Origin of the sequence: Citrobacter sp. wls711 (genome assembly GCF_005281055.1) — a bacterium.
Lineage (GTDB): Bacteria > Pseudomonadota > Gammaproteobacteria > Enterobacterales > Enterobacteriaceae > Citrobacter > Citrobacter gillenii.
The window spans coordinates 119,933-137,116 of the sequence record NZ_SZXC01000023.1 but is presented as its reverse complement, the minus strand read 5'-3'; the positions used below and the strand labels follow the sequence as shown (position 1 = coordinate 137,116).

17 protein-coding genes are annotated in these 17,184 nt (G+C 53.7%); 4 read left to right on the top strand and 13 right to left on the bottom strand.

The features are described 5' to 3' along the window. Nucleotides 1-64: 64 nt before the first annotated feature. The 12 genes from trpS to FDW98_RS09105 all read right to left on the bottom strand — a co-directional run bounded on the left by trpS (nt 65) and on the right by FDW98_RS09105 (nt 10,254). Nucleotides 65-1,069: a tryptophan--tRNA ligase gene (gene trpS, locus FDW98_RS09160; protein ID WP_096759288.1), complete on the bottom strand. Its 1,005-nt coding sequence runs from the start codon at nt 1,067-1,069 to the stop codon at nt 65-67. Continuing rightward, on the bottom strand, nt 1,062-1,820 hold the full coding sequence (gene gph / locus FDW98_RS09155) for a phosphoglycolate phosphatase (protein ID WP_096759287.1): 759 nt from the start codon (nt 1,818-1,820) through the stop codon (nt 1,062-1,064). The genes trpS and gph overlap by 8 nt, the downstream gene beginning before the upstream one ends. Next, nucleotides 1,813-2,490 (bottom strand): ribulose-phosphate 3-epimerase, encoded by a 678-nt coding sequence (gene rpe, locus FDW98_RS09150; protein ID WP_096759286.1) that lies wholly within the window; start codon nt 2,488-2,490, stop codon nt 1,813-1,815. The genes gph and rpe overlap by 8 nt, the downstream gene beginning before the upstream one ends. A 17-nt stretch (nt 2,491-2,507) precedes the next feature. After that, nucleotides 2,508-3,344: an adenine-specific DNA-methyltransferase gene (dam, locus tag FDW98_RS09145; protein ID WP_137398834.1), complete on the bottom strand. Its 837-nt coding sequence runs from the start codon at nt 3,342-3,344 to the stop codon at nt 2,508-2,510. A gap of 117 nt (nt 3,345-3,461) precedes the next feature. Beyond that, nucleotides 3,462-4,772, bottom strand: a complete 1,311-nt coding sequence (damX, locus tag FDW98_RS09140; protein WP_096759284.1) for a cell division protein DamX — start codon at nt 4,770-4,772, stop codon at nt 3,462-3,464. A gap of 96 nt (nt 4,773-4,868) precedes the next feature. Next, entirely contained in the window at nt 4,869-5,957 is a 1,089-nt protein-coding gene (gene aroB, locus FDW98_RS09135; protein WP_096759283.1) for a 3-dehydroquinate synthase, read from the bottom strand. 55 nt (nt 5,958-6,012) lie between these two features. Then, complete coding sequence (aroK, locus tag FDW98_RS09130; RefSeq protein ID WP_003023552.1) at nt 6,013-6,534, bottom strand: shikimate kinase AroK; 522 nt, start codon at nt 6,532-6,534, stop codon at nt 6,013-6,015. Nucleotides 6,535-6,937: 403 nt separating this feature from the next. Then, entirely contained in the window at nt 6,938-8,176 is a 1,239-nt protein-coding gene (gene hofQ / locus FDW98_RS09125) for a DNA uptake porin HofQ (protein ID WP_096759282.1), read from the bottom strand. Then, a complete protein-coding gene (locus tag FDW98_RS09120; RefSeq protein ID WP_096759281.1) occupies nt 8,088-8,492 on the bottom strand; it encodes a HofP DNA utilization family protein in 405 nt (134 codons plus the stop codon). The genes hofQ and FDW98_RS09120 overlap by 89 nt, the downstream gene beginning before the upstream one ends. Next, nucleotides 8,482-8,952 carry a hypothetical protein gene (locus FDW98_RS09115; protein WP_096759280.1) on the bottom strand — a complete coding sequence of 157 codons (471 nt, stop codon included), beginning with the start codon at nt 8,950-8,952 and terminating at the stop codon, nt 8,482-8,484. Before FDW98_RS09115 ends, FDW98_RS09120 begins: the two co-directional genes overlap by 11 nt. Next, nucleotides 8,936-9,475, bottom strand: coding sequence for a PilN domain-containing protein (locus tag FDW98_RS09110; protein WP_096759279.1), 540 nt, complete (start codon nt 9,473-9,475; stop codon nt 8,936-8,938). The genes FDW98_RS09115 and FDW98_RS09110 overlap by 17 nt, the downstream gene beginning before the upstream one ends. After that, on the bottom strand, nt 9,475-10,254 hold the full coding sequence (locus tag FDW98_RS09105) for a DNA utilization protein HofM (protein WP_096759278.1): 780 nt from the start codon (nt 10,252-10,254) through the stop codon (nt 9,475-9,477). Before FDW98_RS09105 ends, FDW98_RS09110 begins: the two co-directional genes overlap by 1 nt. A 120-nt stretch (nt 10,255-10,374) precedes the next feature. Here FDW98_RS09105 and mrcA point away from each other — a divergent pair, with 120 nt between their 5' ends. Next, the gene (gene mrcA / locus FDW98_RS09100) at nt 10,375-12,927 is read left to right on the top strand and encodes a peptidoglycan glycosyltransferase/peptidoglycan DD-transpeptidase MrcA (RefSeq protein WP_170975202.1); all 2,553 of its coding nucleotides are present in this window, start codon (nt 10,375-10,377) and stop codon (nt 12,925-12,927) included. Between the two features lie 95 nt (nt 12,928-13,022). Here the strand turns inward: mrcA and nudE are convergent, their stop codons facing one another. After that, nucleotides 13,023-13,583: an ADP compounds hydrolase NudE gene (gene nudE / locus FDW98_RS09095; protein WP_161959015.1), complete on the bottom strand. Its 561-nt coding sequence runs from the start codon at nt 13,581-13,583 to the stop codon at nt 13,023-13,025. A gap of 323 nt (nt 13,584-13,906) precedes the next feature. Here nudE and igaA point away from each other — a divergent pair, with 323 nt between their 5' ends. From igaA to hslR, 3 genes are read left to right on the top strand one after another with little or no spacing between them, the layout of a single operon-like run. Next, nucleotides 13,907-16,042 carry an intracellular growth attenuator protein IgaA gene (gene igaA / locus FDW98_RS09090; RefSeq protein ID WP_096759275.1) on the top strand — a complete coding sequence of 712 codons (2,136 nt, stop codon included), beginning with the start codon at nt 13,907-13,909 and terminating at the stop codon, nt 16,040-16,042. Between the two features lie 60 nt (nt 16,043-16,102). Continuing rightward, nucleotides 16,103-16,771 (top strand): GMP/IMP nucleotidase, encoded by a 669-nt coding sequence (gene yrfG / locus FDW98_RS09085; protein ID WP_096759274.1) that lies wholly within the window; start codon nt 16,103-16,105, stop codon nt 16,769-16,771. Between the two features lie 10 nt (nt 16,772-16,781). Further along, the gene (gene hslR, locus FDW98_RS09080) at nt 16,782-17,183 is read left to right on the top strand and encodes a ribosome-associated heat shock protein Hsp15 (protein ID WP_115257302.1); all 402 of its coding nucleotides are present in this window, start codon (nt 16,782-16,784) and stop codon (nt 17,181-17,183) included. The last annotated feature ends 1 nt before the right edge of the window (nt 17,184 follow it).

Here is a 17,184-nt window from a genome sequence, read left to right as displayed (position 1 = left end):
CATGCCGTTATAATATTAAACAGTATGGGAGATAACCCGGCTTTTATTTTAGCCGCACGTTATATTACGGCTTGGCAACAAATCCAATTGCTTCATACACCGCTTTCAGTGTTTCTGCTGCGCGCGCACTGGCTTTTTCTGCACCATCTTTCATCACTTGCTGCAAGAAGGCTTCATCGTTACGGAAACGGTGGTAACGTTCCTGAAGCTCAGTCAACATACCGGAGACGGCATCGGCAACTTCACCCTTCAGGTGGCCATACATCTTGCCTTCAAAGTGCTGCTCCAGTTCCGGGATGCTCTTACCCGTTACGGCAGAGAGAATATCCAGCAAGTTGGCAACACCCGCTTTATTCTGCACATCGTAACGAACAACTGGCGGCTCATCGGAATCCGTCATGGCGCGTTTGATTTTCTTCACCACAGATTTCGGATCTTCCAACAGGCCGATCACGTTGTTGCGGTTGTCATCCGACTTAGACATTTTCTTCGTCGGCTCCAGCAGGGACATCACGCGCGCACCGGATTTCGGAATAAACGGCTCAGGCACTTTGAAGATGTCACCATACAGTGCGTTAAAACGCTGGGCGACGTCACGGCTCAGTTCCAGGTGCTGTTTCTGATCTTCCCCTACCGGTACCAGATTGGTCTGGTACAGCAGAATATCGGCTGCCATCAGTACCGGGTAGTCGAACAGACCGGCATTGATGTTTTCAGCGTAACGGGAAGATTTATCTTTGAACTGGGTCATGCGGCTCAGTTCACCAAAATAGGTGTAGCAGTTCAGCGCCCAGCCTAACTGTGCATGTTCCGGCACGTGGGACTGAACGAAAATGGTGCTTTTCTCAGGATCGATACCACACGCCAGATACAGCGCCAGCGTATTCAGCGTAGCATTACGCAGCTTCTGCGCGTCCTGGCGGACGGTGATAGCATGCTGGTCCACGATACAGTAGATGCAGTGGTAATCATCCTGCATATTTACCCATTGACGCAGCGCACCCATATAGTTGCCAATGGTCAATTCACCTGAGGGCTGTGCGCCACTAAAAACGATGGGCTTAGTCATTTTTCAATTCCTGATTTTCGCTATGCGGAAGCCCGAGTGCGGGCAGAAGGTCATTAATGCTGTCATATATAACATCCGGCTGGCTGAGGTCGATCCCTTCACCGTAGTTATACCCATACGTAAGACCAACCGAAGGACAGCCAGCGGCTTTTGCCGCCTGAATATCATTGCGCGAATCACCCACAAAGAGCAATTTTTCAGGCGCAATCCCCATACGTGAGGCCACTAGCAGCAGCGGATCGGGATGCGGTTTTTTATTTTTCACGTCGTCACCGCCGATGACCACACTAAAATACTTGGCGATATCCAGTGCGTTAAGCAGCGGTGCCACAAACGGTGTCGGCTTGTTGGTTACCAGACCTAACGGCAGGCCTTTCGCATGCAGCGCGCCCAGCGTATCGGCAACGTGGGGAAATAAGAACGTCCCTTCTTCGGCAACATCACCGTAATAGCGGTCAAACAGCTTACGTAAAATACGCACCTGCTCAACGGCAGGAATGTCGTCATCGATAGGCGGTTTGCCCGTCGTTTTACGCAGCGTAGCGCGCTCAAGGCGAGCCCAGGTGAGCGCACGCTCCATCAATACATCCGCGCCATTACCAATCCAGGTAATCACACGTTCTTCGCCTGCAGTGGGTAACTCCAGCGCGTACAGCGCCATATCCACCGCGGCGGCTAATCCCGGCGCGCTATCAACCAGTGTACCGTCGAGGTCAAAAGCTACGCCCCGAATATCCTGAAATTTATCCATGACTTACCTTCGCCAGTTCATGGCGCATTTCATCAATGACTTTTTTGTAGTCAGGTTGGTCGAAAATCGCGGAACCTGCGACAAACATATCCGCACCCGCTGCGGCGATTTCGCCGATATTGTTCACCTTAACGCCGCCATCAACTTCCAGGCGAATGTCATAGCCAGACTCATCAATACGACGGCGGACTTCACGCAGTTTTTCCAGCGTTTGCGGAATGAAAGATTGCCCGCCAAAACCGGGGTTAACGGACATCAGCAGGATCACATCCAGCTTATCCATAACGTAGTCCAGGTAGCTCAGCGGCGTGGCCGGGTTGAACACCAGGCCCGCTTTACAGCCATTCTCTTTGATCAGCTGTAAGGTGCGATCGACGTGTTCGGAGGCTTCCGGGTGAAAAGTAATGATGCTGGCGCCAGCGGCAGCAAAGTCCGGGATAATACGGTCAACCGGCTTCACCATCAGATGCACATCAATAGGGGCGGTAATCCCATATTTGCGTAGCGATTTCAGTACCATCGGCCCGATAGTCAGGTTAGGTACATAATGGTTGTCCATGACGTCGAAGTGCACGACATCGGCACCGGCGGCCAGAACGCTCGCGGTGTCCTCACCCAGGCGGGCAAAATCAGCCGACAGAATTGAGGGGGCAATCAAATACTGTTTCATCCGCTTCTCCTTGAGAATTATTTTTTCGCAGGCGTTACGACTCCTGGTTTGTACAGAGCCAGCAGTTCATTCACCTTTTTACGTGTGCCGCCGTTGCTGCTTATACTGCGCCGCACTTTTACCTGAAAATGCTTCGCCGCTCGGTACCACTCGCGCGTATCGGGCGTGTCATGGTTCGAAATTAACACCGGGATCTGCTTACTGACCAGCTTTTCTGCCATTTCGGCCAGATGCGCCTGCTCTTTCGGGCTAAAGCTATTGGTGTGATACGCGGTGAAATTCGCCGTCGCCGACAGCGGTGCATAAGGCGGGTCGCAATAAACCACAGAGTTGATATCAGCACGCTCCATGCACTCTTCATAGGAGAGGCAATGAAACTCTGCATTCTGCGCTTTTTCGGCAAAATGATACAACTCAGCTTCCGGGAAGTAGGGTTTTTTATAACGGCCAAACGGCACGTTAAATTCGCCACGCAGGTTGTACCGACACAGGCCGTTGTAACCAAAACGGTTGAGGTATAAGAACAGTACCGCACGTCGGAACGGATCCTGGCTGGCGTTAAATTCTGTCCGGAACTGATAGTACACCTCAGACTGATTGGTCTCAGAGACAAACAGCTCGCGCGAAGCCTGCACATACTCATCGGTACGCGACTTCACGATGTTATAGAGACTGATGAGGTCGCTGTTGATATCGGCAAGAATATAACGAGAAAAGTCGGTGTTGAGGAACACCGACCCTGCACCCACGAAGGGTTCGACAAGACATTCGCCCTGAGGCAAATGCCGTTTGATATCATCAAGCAGGGGGTATTTTCCCCCTGCCCACTTCAGAAAAGCGCGATTTTTTTTCATGCTGACTAACTAATTACACCTTCTCCGGCTGTGGAGAAAGCTCCGACAGCATCCTGCGCTTTAGTCTTTGTCCCGCAATTGGGCGAAACATCAAACCATTGCAGAACATATCCTATCTTACTTCAGATCGGCCTGAACCTGATGCAGCGGTTTCGCCCACGGGTTTTTCGCCTGAATGTCGGCTGGCAACGTAGACACCGCACGTTTTGCATCGTCTTTAGATGCATATACACCCGTCACCAGAACATACCACGGTTGACCGTTACGCGTCGTCTGATACACCACGTAGTTCTTTAGGTTCTCTTTCTTCGCCCAACCGTTCAGGTTGTCGTAGTTAGAAGAACTGCTGAGCTGCAGAGTGTAATGACTGGACGGCGCTGATTTTAACGCCCCAACATTACCTGCCGTTTTTGCTCCGCCCGCTACAGGCGTTGCCGTAGTTGGCGCAGGAGTAGCAGTCTGCGCAGGTGTGGTGGTACTGACGGTTGCTTTAGGCTCAGCTGTCGCTTTTGGCGCAGTCGTTGCCGCAGGGGCTTTGGTCGTAGTAACCGGTGCAGTCACTGGCGCAGTCGGTTCAGTGCGCTTCGCCTGGGCAACAGGTTTTGGCTCTGTCGGCGTTGCTTTCACGGTCGTCTGCGGTTTGCTCTTCGGCTCAATAACGGCCTGTTTGCGTTCCGGACGCGCAGTCGCGTGACGCTCAGCAGGCTCCGTTGTTGCAGGACGCGCCGTAGTGCCATTACGAACAGGTGCAACGGTAGCAGGTTCGGTTGGCAGCGTGGAGTTCACAGCCACGTTGTTCACCTGTTCCTGACCTTGCGGTTGCGTCAGGGCATTATTCAGATCGCCCTGAACTTCAACACGCTGTTGACCTTCAGCGGCAACAGGTGCTTGCCCCTGAGTTGGCGTAGAAGAAATTGGCGGCAGAGAAACATCCTGCTGCGCATTGCCAGCCGGTTGCTCAGCAGTCGTTGCAGGCTGAGTGGTGCTCGCCTGATCGGTCGCGCTATTGCCAGAAAGATCGATACTCTTCTCGCCAGACGCCGTCTGATCGCTGGAAGAGGGAGATGAGGGGGCTTTCAACGCTGAACCGATGCCGACTATCAACAGCAGCAGCACCAGAACCCCCACACCCATCATCATATATTGACGAGAGGCAGGTTTGCTGGCGGCCTTCTTACGCTTACGCGGACGGCGTTCTACACGCTCTTCATCCACGGTATCGTCATCAGATTCATAGTCTTCTTCAATGTCTTGCTCTTCGTCACGTTCTTTACGCGCGCGCGCTGGACGACGATCGTCAGTATCCAGATCAACATCATCAAAATTGATTTGCGGCTCATTATCGCGTTCAGACGATTGACGAGAACGACCAGTACGACGATCGCTGGGATCGGGTTTCAGCTCGTCTTCTGGTTTGAATTCATCCATTTAACACCCCACTCAAAGGTTAATGCTTACGACGTTGCACATAACCTGAAGCTAAAAGACTTACGCCTTACAACGCAAGCCGGACCTTTCTTGTTGTTACGCCTGCTGGCAATCAGCAATAGCGTTAAGAACCACCTCGTGCGACACTCCGCCGCGCACTTCACTCTTCCCTATTGCCAACGGAAGCACTAAACGCATCTCCCCCGCCAACACTTTTTTATCACGCAGCATGTGCGGTAAATAGGCCTGAGTGGACATCTCACGTGGTCCATTAACCGGTAAGCCTGCCCGCTTCAGCAGCGTAATGATGCGCTGCGTGTCCGCGGAGCAAAACTGACCCAGACGTTCTGACGTACGAGCAGCCATTACCATACCTGCGGCCACCGCTTCACCATGTAACCAATTGCCATAACCCATTTCAGCCTCGATTGCATGGCCAAACGTATGCCCCAGATTCAGTAAAGCACGTAAGCCCATTTCGCGCTCGTCTGCTGCGACAACTTCTGCCTTCAGCTCACAACAACGGCGGATACAGTACGCCATTGCCGGACCGTCCAGATGCAGTAATGCGTCCAGATTGTCTTCCAGCCAGCTGAAAAATTCACCGTCAAGGATGATGCCGTATTTGATCACTTCCGCCAGACCCGACGCCAGTTCACGCGCAGGAAGCGTTTTCAGACAGTCGAGGTCCACCACCACGGAAGCGGGTTGGTAAAAAGCACCAATCATGTTCTTGCCGAGGGGATGGTTTACGGCGGTTTTGCCGCCAACGGAGGAATCAACCTGCGACAACAGCGTTGTCGGAACTTGAATAAAACGTACGCCGCGCTGATAGCTGGCGGCTGCAAAACCGGTAAGATCGCCAATCACGCCGCCGCCAAGAGCAACCAGCGTGGTATCGCGACCGTGCGGTTTTTGCAGTAATGCTGTGAATACCGTATCCAGCACCGTCAGGCTTTTATACTGCTCGCCGTCGGGAAGGATGACGCTATCAACATTAACACCCGCCTGTTCAAGTACGCCGCGAATCTTATCGAGATAAAGGGGAGCCAGGGTTTCGTTGGTCACCAACATAACCTGATCGCCCGATTTCAGCGGTAAGAATGAAGCCGGCTCATTAAACAAACCAGCCGCGATGGTGATAGGGTAACTACGTTCCCCGAGAGTGACTGTAATCCTCTCCATGACGCGACATCCACCTTAGTTACTTGTACCCGCAGACGAGTGTATTAAGCCAGAATCAGTTGCTTTCCAACATATGAATAATCTGGTTTGCCACGACTTTAGCGCTCTGATCATCGGTGCGAATGGTCACGTCAGCAATCTCTTCATACAGAGGATTGCGTTCGTCAGCCAACGCTTCCAGAACTTCGCGAGGCGGTGATTCTACCTGCAGCAGTGGGCGTTTCTTGTCGCGTTGAGTTCGCGCAAGTTGTTTTTCAATTGTCGTTTCAAGATAGACCACGACGCCACGCGCGGAAAGACGGTTACGTGTTTCACGTGATTTAACAGAGCCACCGCCAGTTGCCAGCACAATACCCTGTTTTTCCGTCAACTCGTTGATGACTTTTTCTTCGCGATCGCGGAAGCCGTCTTCACCTTCTACATCGAAGACCCAGCCCACATCAGCTCCGGTTCGTTTCTCAATCTCTTGATCAGAATCGTAAAATTCCATATTGAGTTGTTGAGCTAACTGGCGCCCAATAGTGCTTTTTCCGGCACCCATAGGCCCAACCAGAAAGATATTGCGTTTCTCTGCCATTTTTTCGGTACTACTAAGACTATTCGTTAATGATAAACCCGCTTCGCAGACACTCAGCGCAGCAGGACATGAACTGAAACCTCATAAGATATTGCGAGAGTCAGACTGAAAATTATCTCAATACTCAAGCGGGTTTGGCAACTGAATAAATCACCAAACCTTTCGCATTTCTGGTCGTGGCAGGCGTATTGCCCTGCAAACATCAGGCCTGGCAACGAATCGCACGGCCAAATGACGCCAAATCAACCCATGACACACCACCAGAAAGGCAAAGCGTATTACCGGTGCACAAGTAAAGAAAACGACCGACGCTCAAATCGGTACTCCTTGTATGCTAAATACACCCGCACGTCAAATTTCTGAAACATGTCCAGTGCAAAAACAACGGCTTTTCATGCATAAATTATTCGCTCGAGACCAGTCTGGGCGTGATAAAAACCACTAACTCGCGCCGCTCATCCTCTTTACCGTCATGGCGAAATAAATATCCAAGCCAGGGGATATCGCCTAACAACGGCACGCTGTCCGCCGCAGATTTATTTTTATGCGAAAAAATCCCACCCAGCGCGATTGTCTCTCCGCTTTTTACCTCGACCTGCGTTTCAATTTCCTGCTTATCGATAGCCAGTACTTCGCCATCCGCCTGCTGTAACACCTGCCCGGGGACATTCTGGCTGATATGCAACTTTAGTCTAATTCGCCCTTTTTGCAGCACGGTTGGCGTCACCTCCATTCCCAGTACGGCTTCTTTGAACTCAACGGACGTGGCTCCGCTTTCCCCGCTGGATACCTGATAAGGGATCTCGCTGCCCTGCTTAATACTGGCAGGTTGCAGGTGAGAAGCCAGTAATCGTGGGCTGGCGATGATATCAAGCTGCTGTTTTTGCTCCAGTGCAGACAGCTCCAGTTCCAGTAGACGACCATTGATACGACCAATGTTAAACCCCACACGCGACGTCGCTGCGGACACAGAGAGATCGCTGGTCATTGTAGTGACGTTGCCCACCGTCCCCGCTTGCGTGGCGTCGGCCAGCGACCATTTCACGCCCAACTCGTGTAGGCTTTTTTCGTTAATCGTCACAATGTGTGCCGCCAGTTCGACCTGTTCAACCGGCAAGTCCATCTGCGACACCCACGTTTCCAGCGCCATCAGCGCAGGTTTGTTATCGCGAAGCAGCAGTCGATTCGTGCGTTTATCTACCGTCATACTGCCTTTGGCGCTCAGCAGTTTCTCACCCGCTTTTGCCAGATCGGCGGCGTCAGCGTACTGCAAAACAATGCTGCGATGTTCCAGCGGGAGACTGGCCTGCCGCCGCGCCTGCTCGCTCTCCAGGCGTGCCACATTTTCATTCTGCCAGCCTACCGAATGCACATGCAGGATGTTCCCCTCCTGGCGCAACACCAGTCCGGCGCTTTTCACCACCGTCTGGAATGCCTGCTTCCACGGGACATCCGTCAAATGCAACGACATCACGCCGCTGACATCGGGCGAAATCACCAGATTTTTGCCTTCCTGCTCAGCCATCGCCTGCAATACCTGAACCACGGGAACATCATCCACCACCAGCGTCACGTTTGGCGCTTTTCCCGCCAGCACGCTGGGGATGACGACCATCAGCACCACGGCTATCCATCGCTTCATGCCCTTCTCCTTGTCGTTGCCACTGCCAGCGTGACGGCTCACAGTCTTTACCCATCTCAATAGTTATGCTTTGTGCCGAGATATGAGAAACCGTCCATCCCCCCTTCAGCGCCTCATGCAGTTCGATCCGCCGCCATGTATTTTTACCATCCTGAACCAGGCCAATCAGGCGCGCTCCCCGGCTTACCGCGCCTTGATAACGCCACGTCGACAGCTCAGTGGTATGGCAACGATCCTCCGGCGGCTGGAAAGGATCGCGCATCCCGGTCAGTATCAGCAGGCTAATCCCCACCAACAGTCCACGCTTAACCGTCATTCAGGCGCTCCAACTGCAGTGTTAGCATCAGCTCGGCATCCTCCAGGCGAAGAGAAAAACTGTTGACCTGCATCCCCCGTTCCGCCAGCCGGACAAACAATGCTGGAACAGCATCCCAGGCGGGCTTCAGCGTCATCTCCCCGCCCTGTGCAGAAGGCTGCCAGTGAGTCAGGCGTGAAAGCGGAGTCTGAAAATCCAGAGCGGAAAAAGGCATCGTATTCTCGTCATTAGCCCAAAGTGTGGGGTCAGCCGGTGTAACCAGTTGGTACAGATTCCGCCATTGCGCCTGGTTCGCCGCATGTTGCTGCCGCAGTTCCTCCCGTTGTACGTTCCATTCTTGCCGTAGCGGATAAAGCAGGCACAACATGACCATCAGCGCCATGACGACATTCCAGCCGCCCCAGCAGACGATTCGACAACGCGGCGACAAGGCCAGCCAACGATCACAGAGTACGTTCATGCATCACACTCCGCGTCAGACGATAGTGAAATTGCCAACGTCCCAACGCATCCTTCTGAGTTTCGCCGGGGTCGCCTAAGCGAAAAAAGGACTGTTTGCGTAATTGCGTTTCCAGCGCATTGAGGGCGCTAAAGTTCTGCGCCATTCCGCTCAGTTCCAGCACTTCATGTTGCCAGGTCAGGGTTGTCAGCCACACCTGTTCGGGCAGTAAATTTGCCAGTCCTTCGAGCATCGGTTGCCAGCTTCGCGTCTGATCTCGCTGCGTTTTACGCAGCTGTCGCTGTTGCCATTGTTGCTGGCGCAGGAGTAAATGCGGTTTTTGGGCCACAAGCGCCTCGCCCCGCATTTTCTCAGCAGCTATCTTCACCGTTTTTGCCCGGTTGTCTTCGATGACGACAGCGTAATAGCTCAGTGCACAGCCAACGATCAACAGCAGCGATCCGCTAAATAAAACAGCCCAAAACCGCAGGCAGGCGCGCCGCTGTGACTGACGCCAGGGGAGAAGGTTGATGGTCGCTATCATCAGTCTGTTCCCCCCATTGCCAGCCCAAGCGCAATAGTAAAGATATGACTTTCAGGCGGAATGGGCGGCTGACGAACAGACACCACGCTTAAGGGGTCAAAACGGCCTGGCCCGCACAACGCAATCTCTTCCGGGGAAAGCGATAATGTTGCGGCAAGATCGTCGATAGCGTGACTGTCGCCCACCGGTTTACGCCCCCATGCATAACGAGTCGCCCACAACCACTGCGCGTCATCGCGCCAGGCCAGACACTGCTGAGGCGCCGATAAGTACGGTATAAAGCGCTGTAACGCGCTGGCATCCGGCGTAATGGCGGTTATCTGTACTTTCAGCGTTTGCATCAGCGTCAGGAGGGTCGACACCTCTTTGCTTTGCGCGGCGGTCACGTTAAAGGCCGGACTTAAGGTGTCTTCGCTATAATCGAATTGCAGCGCATCTGGGTCCATATCCAGCTCACGCGCCATCGACCCAGACAACCATGCCGTTTGTTCTGGCTCACGCAGCGTCATGACTGGGCGGGGGATCTTTTTTTGTAACGTCCTGTGGGCGGGAAAGGACAGATGAATGTGGTGTCTGCGAGGAAGTTCACGACTCCACGGCAATAACACCTTGCTGAGCTGTTCAGGTGCGCGAATGTGCCCGTCGGCAATCGTCTGGTTCGCCAGCGGCAACCGCCACCAGCGCTGTAGAAACCAACCGGAGGCGTCGCGAACGACGGCCACAGCCAGCACTTCATGTTGCTGAATATGCAGACCAATTTGCCAGATATTGAAAGCCATTGCTGATGATCTCCTTATCACCCGTTGCTCTAACGGGTATATCAATGCGTCTGGCTTGCCTTTATACTACCGCGCGTTTGTTTATAAACTGCCCAAATGCCACTAAATGGGAAATCTCCAGTGAAGTTCGTAAAGTATTTATTAATCCTTGCAGTATGTTGCATCCTGCTGGGAGCAGGCTCGATTTATGGCCTCTATCGCTATATTGAGCCGCAATTACCTGACGTCGCGACGTTAAAAGATGTGCGTTTGCAGATCCCGATGCAGGTTTACAGCGCTGACGGCGAACTGATCGCGCAATATGGCGAGAAACGTCGTATTCCGGTCACGCTGGATCAGATGCCACCGGAAATGGTCAAAGCCTTTATCGCCACCGAAGACAGCCGCTTTTATGAGCACCACGGCGTTGACCCGGTGGGGATCTTCCGTGCGGCCAGCGTTGCGCTGTTCTCCGGGCACGCGTCGCAAGGGGCGAGTACCATCACCCAACAGTTGGCGAGAAACTTCTTCCTCAGCCCGGAACGCACGCTGATGCGTAAGGTCAAAGAGGTCTTCCTCGCGATCCGCATCGAGCAACTGCTGAGTAAAGATGAGATCCTCGAGCTTTATCTGAATAAGATCTACCTGGGGTATCGCGCCTATGGCGTTGGTGCCGCAGCACAAGTCTATTTCGGTAAGACGGTCGACCAGCTCAGCTTAAGCGAGATGGCAGTCATCGCCGGTCTGCCAAAAGCACCGTCAACCTTCAACCCGCTCTATTCAATGGACCGGGCTACCGCGCGACGTAACGTTGTGCTGTCGCGTATGTTGAGCGAAAACTACATCACGCAGGCCCAGTATGATCAGGCACGCAGCGAAGCTATTGACGCCAACTATCACGCGCCGGAAATTGCCTTCTCTGCGCCGTATCTATCTGAAATGGTGCGCCAGGAAATGTATAGCCGTTATGGTGAAAAAGCCTATGAAGACGGGTATCGCATCACTACCACCATTACGCGTAAAGTCCAACAGGCGGCCCAGCAGGCGGTCCGTAATAACGTCATGGATTACGACATGCGCCACGGCTACCGTGGCCCGTCAAACGTGCTATGGAAAGTGGGCGAAAGCGCCTGGGACACCAAGAAAATCACCGACTCACTAAAAGCGCTGCCGACCTACGGACCGCTGCTGCCGGCGGTGGTCACCAACGCAAATCCACAGGAAGCGACCGCCACGCTGGCGGACGGCACATCGGTGGCGCTGCGTATGGAAGGCATGCGCTGGGCGCGTCCTTACCGCTCCGATACCCAACAGGGCCCGACGCCGCGAAAAGTGACCGATGTTGTCCAGACGGGTCAGCAAATCTGGGTCCGCCAGGTCGGTGACGCCTGGTGGCTGGCGCAGGTTCCTGACGTCAACTCCGCGCTGGTCTCCATCAATCCGCAAAACGGCGCGGTAATGGCGCTGGTTGGTGGCTTTGATTTCAACCAGAGCAAGTTTAACCGTGCTACCCAGGCGTTACGTCAGGTCGGTTCGAACATCAAACCGTTCCTCTACACCGCGGCAATGGATAAAGGCCTGACGCTGGCCAGTATGCTGAATGACGTCCCGATTTCCCGCTGGGATGCGGGCGCAGGTTCTGACTGGCAGCCGAAAAACTCACCGCCGCAATATGCCGGCCCTATCCGCTTACGTCAGGGGCTGGGTCAGTCGAAGAACGTGGTGATGGTCCGCGCCATGCGCGCGATGGGTGTAGATTACGCAGCAGAGTATCTGCAACGTTTTGGCTTCCCGGCGCAAAATATTGTTCATACCGAGTCGCTGGCGCTGGGTTCCGCCTCGTTCACCCCGCTGCAGGTTGCCCGCGGCTACGCGGTGATGGCCAACGGTGGTTTCCTGGTTGATCCGTACTTCATCAGTAAGATTGAAACCGATCAGGGCGGTGTTATCTTCGAAGCGAAGCCCAAAATTGCCTGTCCGGAGTGTGATATTCCGGTGATTTATGGCGACACCCAGAAATCTAACGTGCTGGAAAACAGTAACGTTGAAGACGTTGCCATTTCTCAGGAACAGCAGAATGCCGCGGTGCCAATGCCGCAACTTGAGCAGGCGAATCAGGCGCTGGTCGCGCAAAGCGGGACCCAGGAATACGCCCCGCATGTGATCAACACGCCGCTGGCGTTCCTGATTAAAAGCGCGCTGAACACCAATATCTTTGGTGAGCCCGGCTGGATGGGTACCGGCTGGCGTGCAGGTCGTGATTTACAGCGTCGAGATATCGGCGGTAAAACCGGGACCACCAACAGCTCGAAAGATGCCTGGTTCTCCGGCTACGGCCCAGGGGTCGTGACCTCGGTATGGATTGGTTTTGATGACCATCGCCGTAACCTTGGACACTCTACGGCCTCGGGTGCGATCAAAGATCAGATCTCCGGCTATGAAGGGGGGGCGAAGAGTGCCCAGCCAGCGTGGGATGCCTATATGAAGAGTGTGTTAGAGGGCGTACCAGAGCAGCCGCTGACGCCACCGCCAGGTATCGTAACGGTCAATATCGATCGCAGCACCGGTCAACTGGCGAGCGGCGGCAACAGTCGCGAAGAGTATTTTATTGAAGGGACTCAGCCCACACAGCAGGCGGTACATGAAGTGGGGACCACCATTATTGATAATGGTGAGGCTCACGAACTGTTCTGATCTATTGCCGGATGGCGCTTCGCTTATCCGGCCTACTTAACGCAACATTGTAGGCCGGATAAGACGCCTCTGGCGTCACCTTCCGGCGCTATACGCTACAGTCGTCCCTGCCCTTTCAGCCATTCACGCACCAGAAACAGCGCGCTCACATTACGCGCTTCGTGAAAGTCCGGGTCTTCTAACAAATCCATCAAATGTGCCAGCGGCCAGCGCACCTGCGGCAACGGCTCGGGTTCATCACCTTCCAGCGATTCAGGATACAGGTCCTCGGCCACGACGATGTTCATCTTGCTGGAGAAATAGGACGGTGCCATGCTGAGTTTTTTCAAAAACGTCAGGTCATTTGCCCCAAACCCGACCTCTTCTTTCAGCTCCCGATTCGCCGCTTCAAACACGCTTTCACCGGGATCGATTAACCCTTTGGAAAAACCAAGCTCATAAGATTCGGTCCCGACCGCGTATTCGCGGATGAGAATCAGATGGTCATCAACAATCGGCACAATCATTACCGCTTCGCGCGTGGACGGACGCATACGTTCGTAGACGCGGCGTACGCCGTTGCTGAACTCAAGGTCAACACTTTCGACTTTAAACAGCCGGGATTGTGCGACGGTTTCCACTTTCAGAATCGTGGGTTTTTGTAATGATTTGCTCATCGTGAGAGTCTTTGCCGTGAAATCTGGGGTCATTGTGCGATATACCGCACGGTTTCGGCAATGTGAATTGCCGTTTATTTACATTTATGTAACGTACTAAAAGTTAATTCCCATTTCAAATTAAAAGTCAATAGGTTGAAATAACTCCAGGAATTTGCTGATATGCCGTTTTTGGTGATTTTGCTATGATTCGCATTTACTGGGCTGTACTTTAAAGATGCTCAAGTTCAACTCCACGCTTGCCGATAGCCAACGACAGAATCACGATTATTTTCCAGGGTGCGACTGACCACGCCTGACAGACTAAGTAAGATGGGGAAAGCATGAGCACCATTCTGATTTTTTTAGCTGCTTTGCTGGCCTGCTCGTTACTTGCAGGGTGGCGACTCAGATCAAAATCCAGGCGGCAAAAACTGCCCTGGAGTAACGTTTTCTCAGACGCCAATAAGCGTAAACTGACGCCCGAAGAGCGCAGCGCAGTCGAAAACTACCTGGAAAACCTGAGTCAAAATCAGCAGATACCGGGCCCAACAGGCGCCAGCGCCGCCCCTGTATCGCTCACACTGAATGCCCAAAGTAATAGCGTCATCGTGCTTACCCATTCGATTACGCGCTACGGTATCACCACGGACGATCCCAATAAGTGGCGTTATTATCTGGATTCCGTCGAAGTGCATTTGCCTCCCTTCTGGGAACAATACATCAATGACGAAAATAGCGTTGAGCTGATCCACACCAATACGCTACCGCTGGTGATCTCGTTAAACGGTCATACGCTGCAAGAGTACATGCAGGAAGCGCGTGGCTATGCGCTACAGCATACTGCATCGACGCAGGCCTCTATTCGTGGTGAAGAAAGCGAGCAAATTGAGCTGCTAAATATTCGCCAGGAAACCCATGAAGAGTATGCGCTGAGCCGCCCGGCAGGACTCCGCGAGGCGTTGCTGATTGCCGCATCTTTCCTGTTGTTCTTCTTTTGCCTAATCGTGCCGGATGGCTTTGTACCGTGGCTGGCCGGTGGTGCCGTATTGCTGCTGGCTGCGGGCCTGTGGGGACTGTTCGCCCCGCCGTCTAAAACTGCCCTGCGGGAGATCCATTGCCTGCGCGGAACCCCGCGTCGTTGGGGGCTGTTTGGCGAAAACGACCAGGAACACATTAATAATATCTCACTGGGTATTATCGATCTGATTTATCCGCCTCACTGGCAGCCCTACATTGTGCAAGATCTCGGGCAACAAACGGATATCGATATTTATCTCGATCGCCATGTTGTCCGCCAGGGGCGTTTTTTATCCTTGCATGACGAAGTGAAAAACTTCCCCTTGCAGCACTGGCTACGCAGCGCTGTTATCGCAGGGGGATCGTTGCTGGTCCTGCTGATGCTGCTGTTCTGGATCCCGCTGGATATGCCGATAAAATTCACGCTGTCCTGGATGAAAGGTGCGCAAACTATCGAGGCCACCAGCGTTAAGCAGCTCGAAAACGCCGGGGTTCGCGTCGGCGATACCCTGCATCTGAGCGGTACGGGAATGTGCAACATTCACACATCCGGAAGCTGGAACGCACAGCCCACCACGCCTTTTCTACCTTTCGATTGCTCACAGATTATCTGGAATGATGCACGCGCGCTGCCGCTGCCCGAGTCCGATTTGGTGAATAAAGCGACGGCACTCACGCAGGCCGTCAGCCGCCAACTACACCCCAAACCCGATGATGATTCCCGTGTCAGCGCATCGTTACGATCGGCCATTCAGAAATCCGGCATGGTATTACTGGATGACTTTGGTGAGATTGTGCTGAAGACCGCCGACCTGTGCGCCGCCGAAGATGAATGTGTGCGCCTGAAAAATGCGCTGGTCAATCTGGGTAACAGTAAAGACTGGACCGCGCTGGTGAAGCGGGCCAACGCAGGTAAGCTGGATGGTGTAAACGTGTTGCTGCGCCCGGTCAGCGCCGAGTCGCTGGATAACCTGGTCAATACCTCCACTGCGCCGTTTATTGCTCGTGAGACCGCCCGCGCCGCTCAGGCACTGAACAGCCCTGCACCTGGCGGCTTCCTGATTATCAGTGACGAAGGCAGCGATCTGGTCGATCAGCCCTGGCCTGCCACATCGTTGTATGACTATCCGCCTCAGGAGCAGTGGAACGCCTTCCAGCGTCTGGCGCAGATGCTCATGCAGACACCCTTCCGCGCGGAAGGGATCGTCACCAATGTCACGACCGATGCCAATGGAACCCAGCACATCGGGCTGCACCGTATCCCGGATCGTTCAGGCCTGTGGCGTTATCTCGGCACCACCTTGCTGATGTTTTCCATGCTGGGTTGTGCGCTCTATAACGGCATTCAGGCGTTCAGACGCTACCAGCGCCACCGCTCACGCATCGCAGAAATTCAGGGATACTACGAAAGTTGCCTGAATCCCACGCTGATTGACGATCCGGAAAGCCTCATTCGATAACACGCCCGCGCGACAGGATATGCTACCCTGTCGCGCATCTGTTTTCCTTTGGGAGTTCCTATGCATATTGATATCGCCTGGCAGGACGTCGACACCGTGTTGCTGGATATGGACGGCACACTGCTCGATCTGGCGTTCGATAACTATTTCTGGCAAAAACTGGTGCCGGAAACGTATGGCGCGCAACAGGGGATCTCTCCCGAGGAAGCCCAGAACTATATTCGCCAGCAATATCACGCCGTGCAACATACGCTAAACTGGTACTGCCTGGATTACTGGAGCGAACGCCTGGGTCTGGATATTTGTGCCATGACGACAGCCCAAGGGCCACGCGCCGTGCTGCGCGAAGATACTGTCCCCTTTCTTGATGCCTTAAAGGCCTGCGGCAAGCGCCGTATTTTGCTGACCAACGCGCATCCACACAACCTGGCGGTGAAGCTGGAGCATACCGGTCTGGCCTCACACCTTGATTTATTACTTTCCACCCATACATTTGGTTATCCCAAAGAGGATCAGCGGTTATGGCACGCTGTAGCTGAAGAAACGGGAATGCGTGCTGAGAAAACGCTGTTTATTGACGACAGCGAAGCCATTCTCGACGCCGCTGCTCAATTCGGCATTCGTTACTGCCTCGGCGTGACCAATCCCGATTCAGGTATTGCGGAAAAACAGTATGCACGCCATCCGTCACTGAATGACTACCGCCGACTGATCCCCTCACTGATGTGAAGGAGATGCCATGAAAGAGAAGCCCCCTGTTGACGTCAGGCTGGATAAATGGCTGTGGGCTGCGCGTTTTTATAAAACGCGTGCGATAGCTCGCGAAATGGTTGAAGGCGGTAAGGTGCATTACAACGGGCAGCGCAGTAAGCCGAGCAAGATTGTCGAGCTGAATGCCACCCTCACCTTGCGCCAGGGAAATGACGAGCGGACGGTGATTATTAAGGCCATTACCGAACAGCGTCGCCCGGCAACGGAAGCCGTTACGCTGTACGAAGAAACCGCGCAAAGCGTGGAAAAGCGCGAAAAAATAGCGCTGGCGCGTAAACTTAACGCGTTGACCATGCCGCACCCGGACAGGCGACCGGACAAAAAAGAGCGCCGCGACCTGTTACGATTTAAACACGGCGACAGTGAATGAC

Bases quoted from the DNA above. Each gene is read 5' to 3' on its own strand.
- aroB (WP_096759283.1), bottom strand. From the start codon at position 5,957: ATGGAGAGGATTACAGTCACTCTCGGGGAACGTAGTTACCCTATCACC.
- damX (WP_096759284.1), bottom strand. From the start codon at position 4,772: ATGGATGAATTCAAACCAGAAGACGAGCTGAAACCCGATCCCAGCGAT.
- hofQ (WP_096759282.1), bottom strand. From the start codon at position 8,176: ATGAAGCGATGGATAGCCGTGGTGCTGATGGTCGTCATCCCCAGCGTG.
- FDW98_RS09105 (WP_096759278.1), bottom strand. From the start codon at position 10,254: ATGGCTTTCAATATCTGGCAAATTGGTCTGCATATTCAGCAACATGAA.
- dam (WP_137398834.1), bottom strand. From the start codon at position 3,344: ATGAAAAAAAATCGCGCTTTTCTGAAGTGGGCAGGGGGAAAATACCCC.
- yrfG (WP_096759274.1), top strand. From the start codon at position 16,103: ATGCATATTGATATCGCCTGGCAGGACGTCGACACCGTGTTGCTGGAT.
- aroK (WP_003023552.1), bottom strand. From the start codon at position 6,534: ATGGCAGAGAAACGCAATATCTTTCTGGTTGGGCCTATGGGTGCCGGA.
- FDW98_RS09110 (WP_096759279.1), bottom strand. From the start codon at position 9,475: ATGATAGCGACCATCAACCTTCTCCCCTGGCGTCAGTCACAGCGGCGC.
- FDW98_RS09120 (WP_096759281.1), bottom strand. From the start codon at position 8,492: ATGACGGTTAAGCGTGGACTGTTGGTGGGGATTAGCCTGCTGATACTG.
- igaA (WP_096759275.1), top strand. From the start codon at position 13,907: ATGAGCACCATTCTGATTTTTTTAGCTGCTTTGCTGGCCTGCTCGTTA.
- gph (WP_096759287.1), bottom strand. From the start codon at position 1,820: ATGGATAAATTTCAGGATATTCGGGGCGTAGCTTTTGACCTCGACGGT.
- trpS (WP_096759288.1), bottom strand. From the start codon at position 1,069: ATGACTAAGCCCATCGTTTTTAGTGGCGCACAGCCCTCAGGTGAATTG.
- FDW98_RS09115 (WP_096759280.1), bottom strand. From the start codon at position 8,952: ATGAACGTACTCTGTGATCGTTGGCTGGCCTTGTCGCCGCGTTGTCGA.
- rpe (WP_096759286.1), bottom strand. From the start codon at position 2,490: ATGAAACAGTATTTGATTGCCCCCTCAATTCTGTCGGCTGATTTTGCC.
- hslR (WP_115257302.1), top strand. From the start codon at position 16,782: ATGAAAGAGAAGCCCCCTGTTGACGTCAGGCTGGATAAATGGCTGTGG.
- nudE (WP_161959015.1), bottom strand. From the start codon at position 13,583: ATGAGCAAATCATTACAAAAACCCACGATTCTGAAAGTGGAAACCGTC.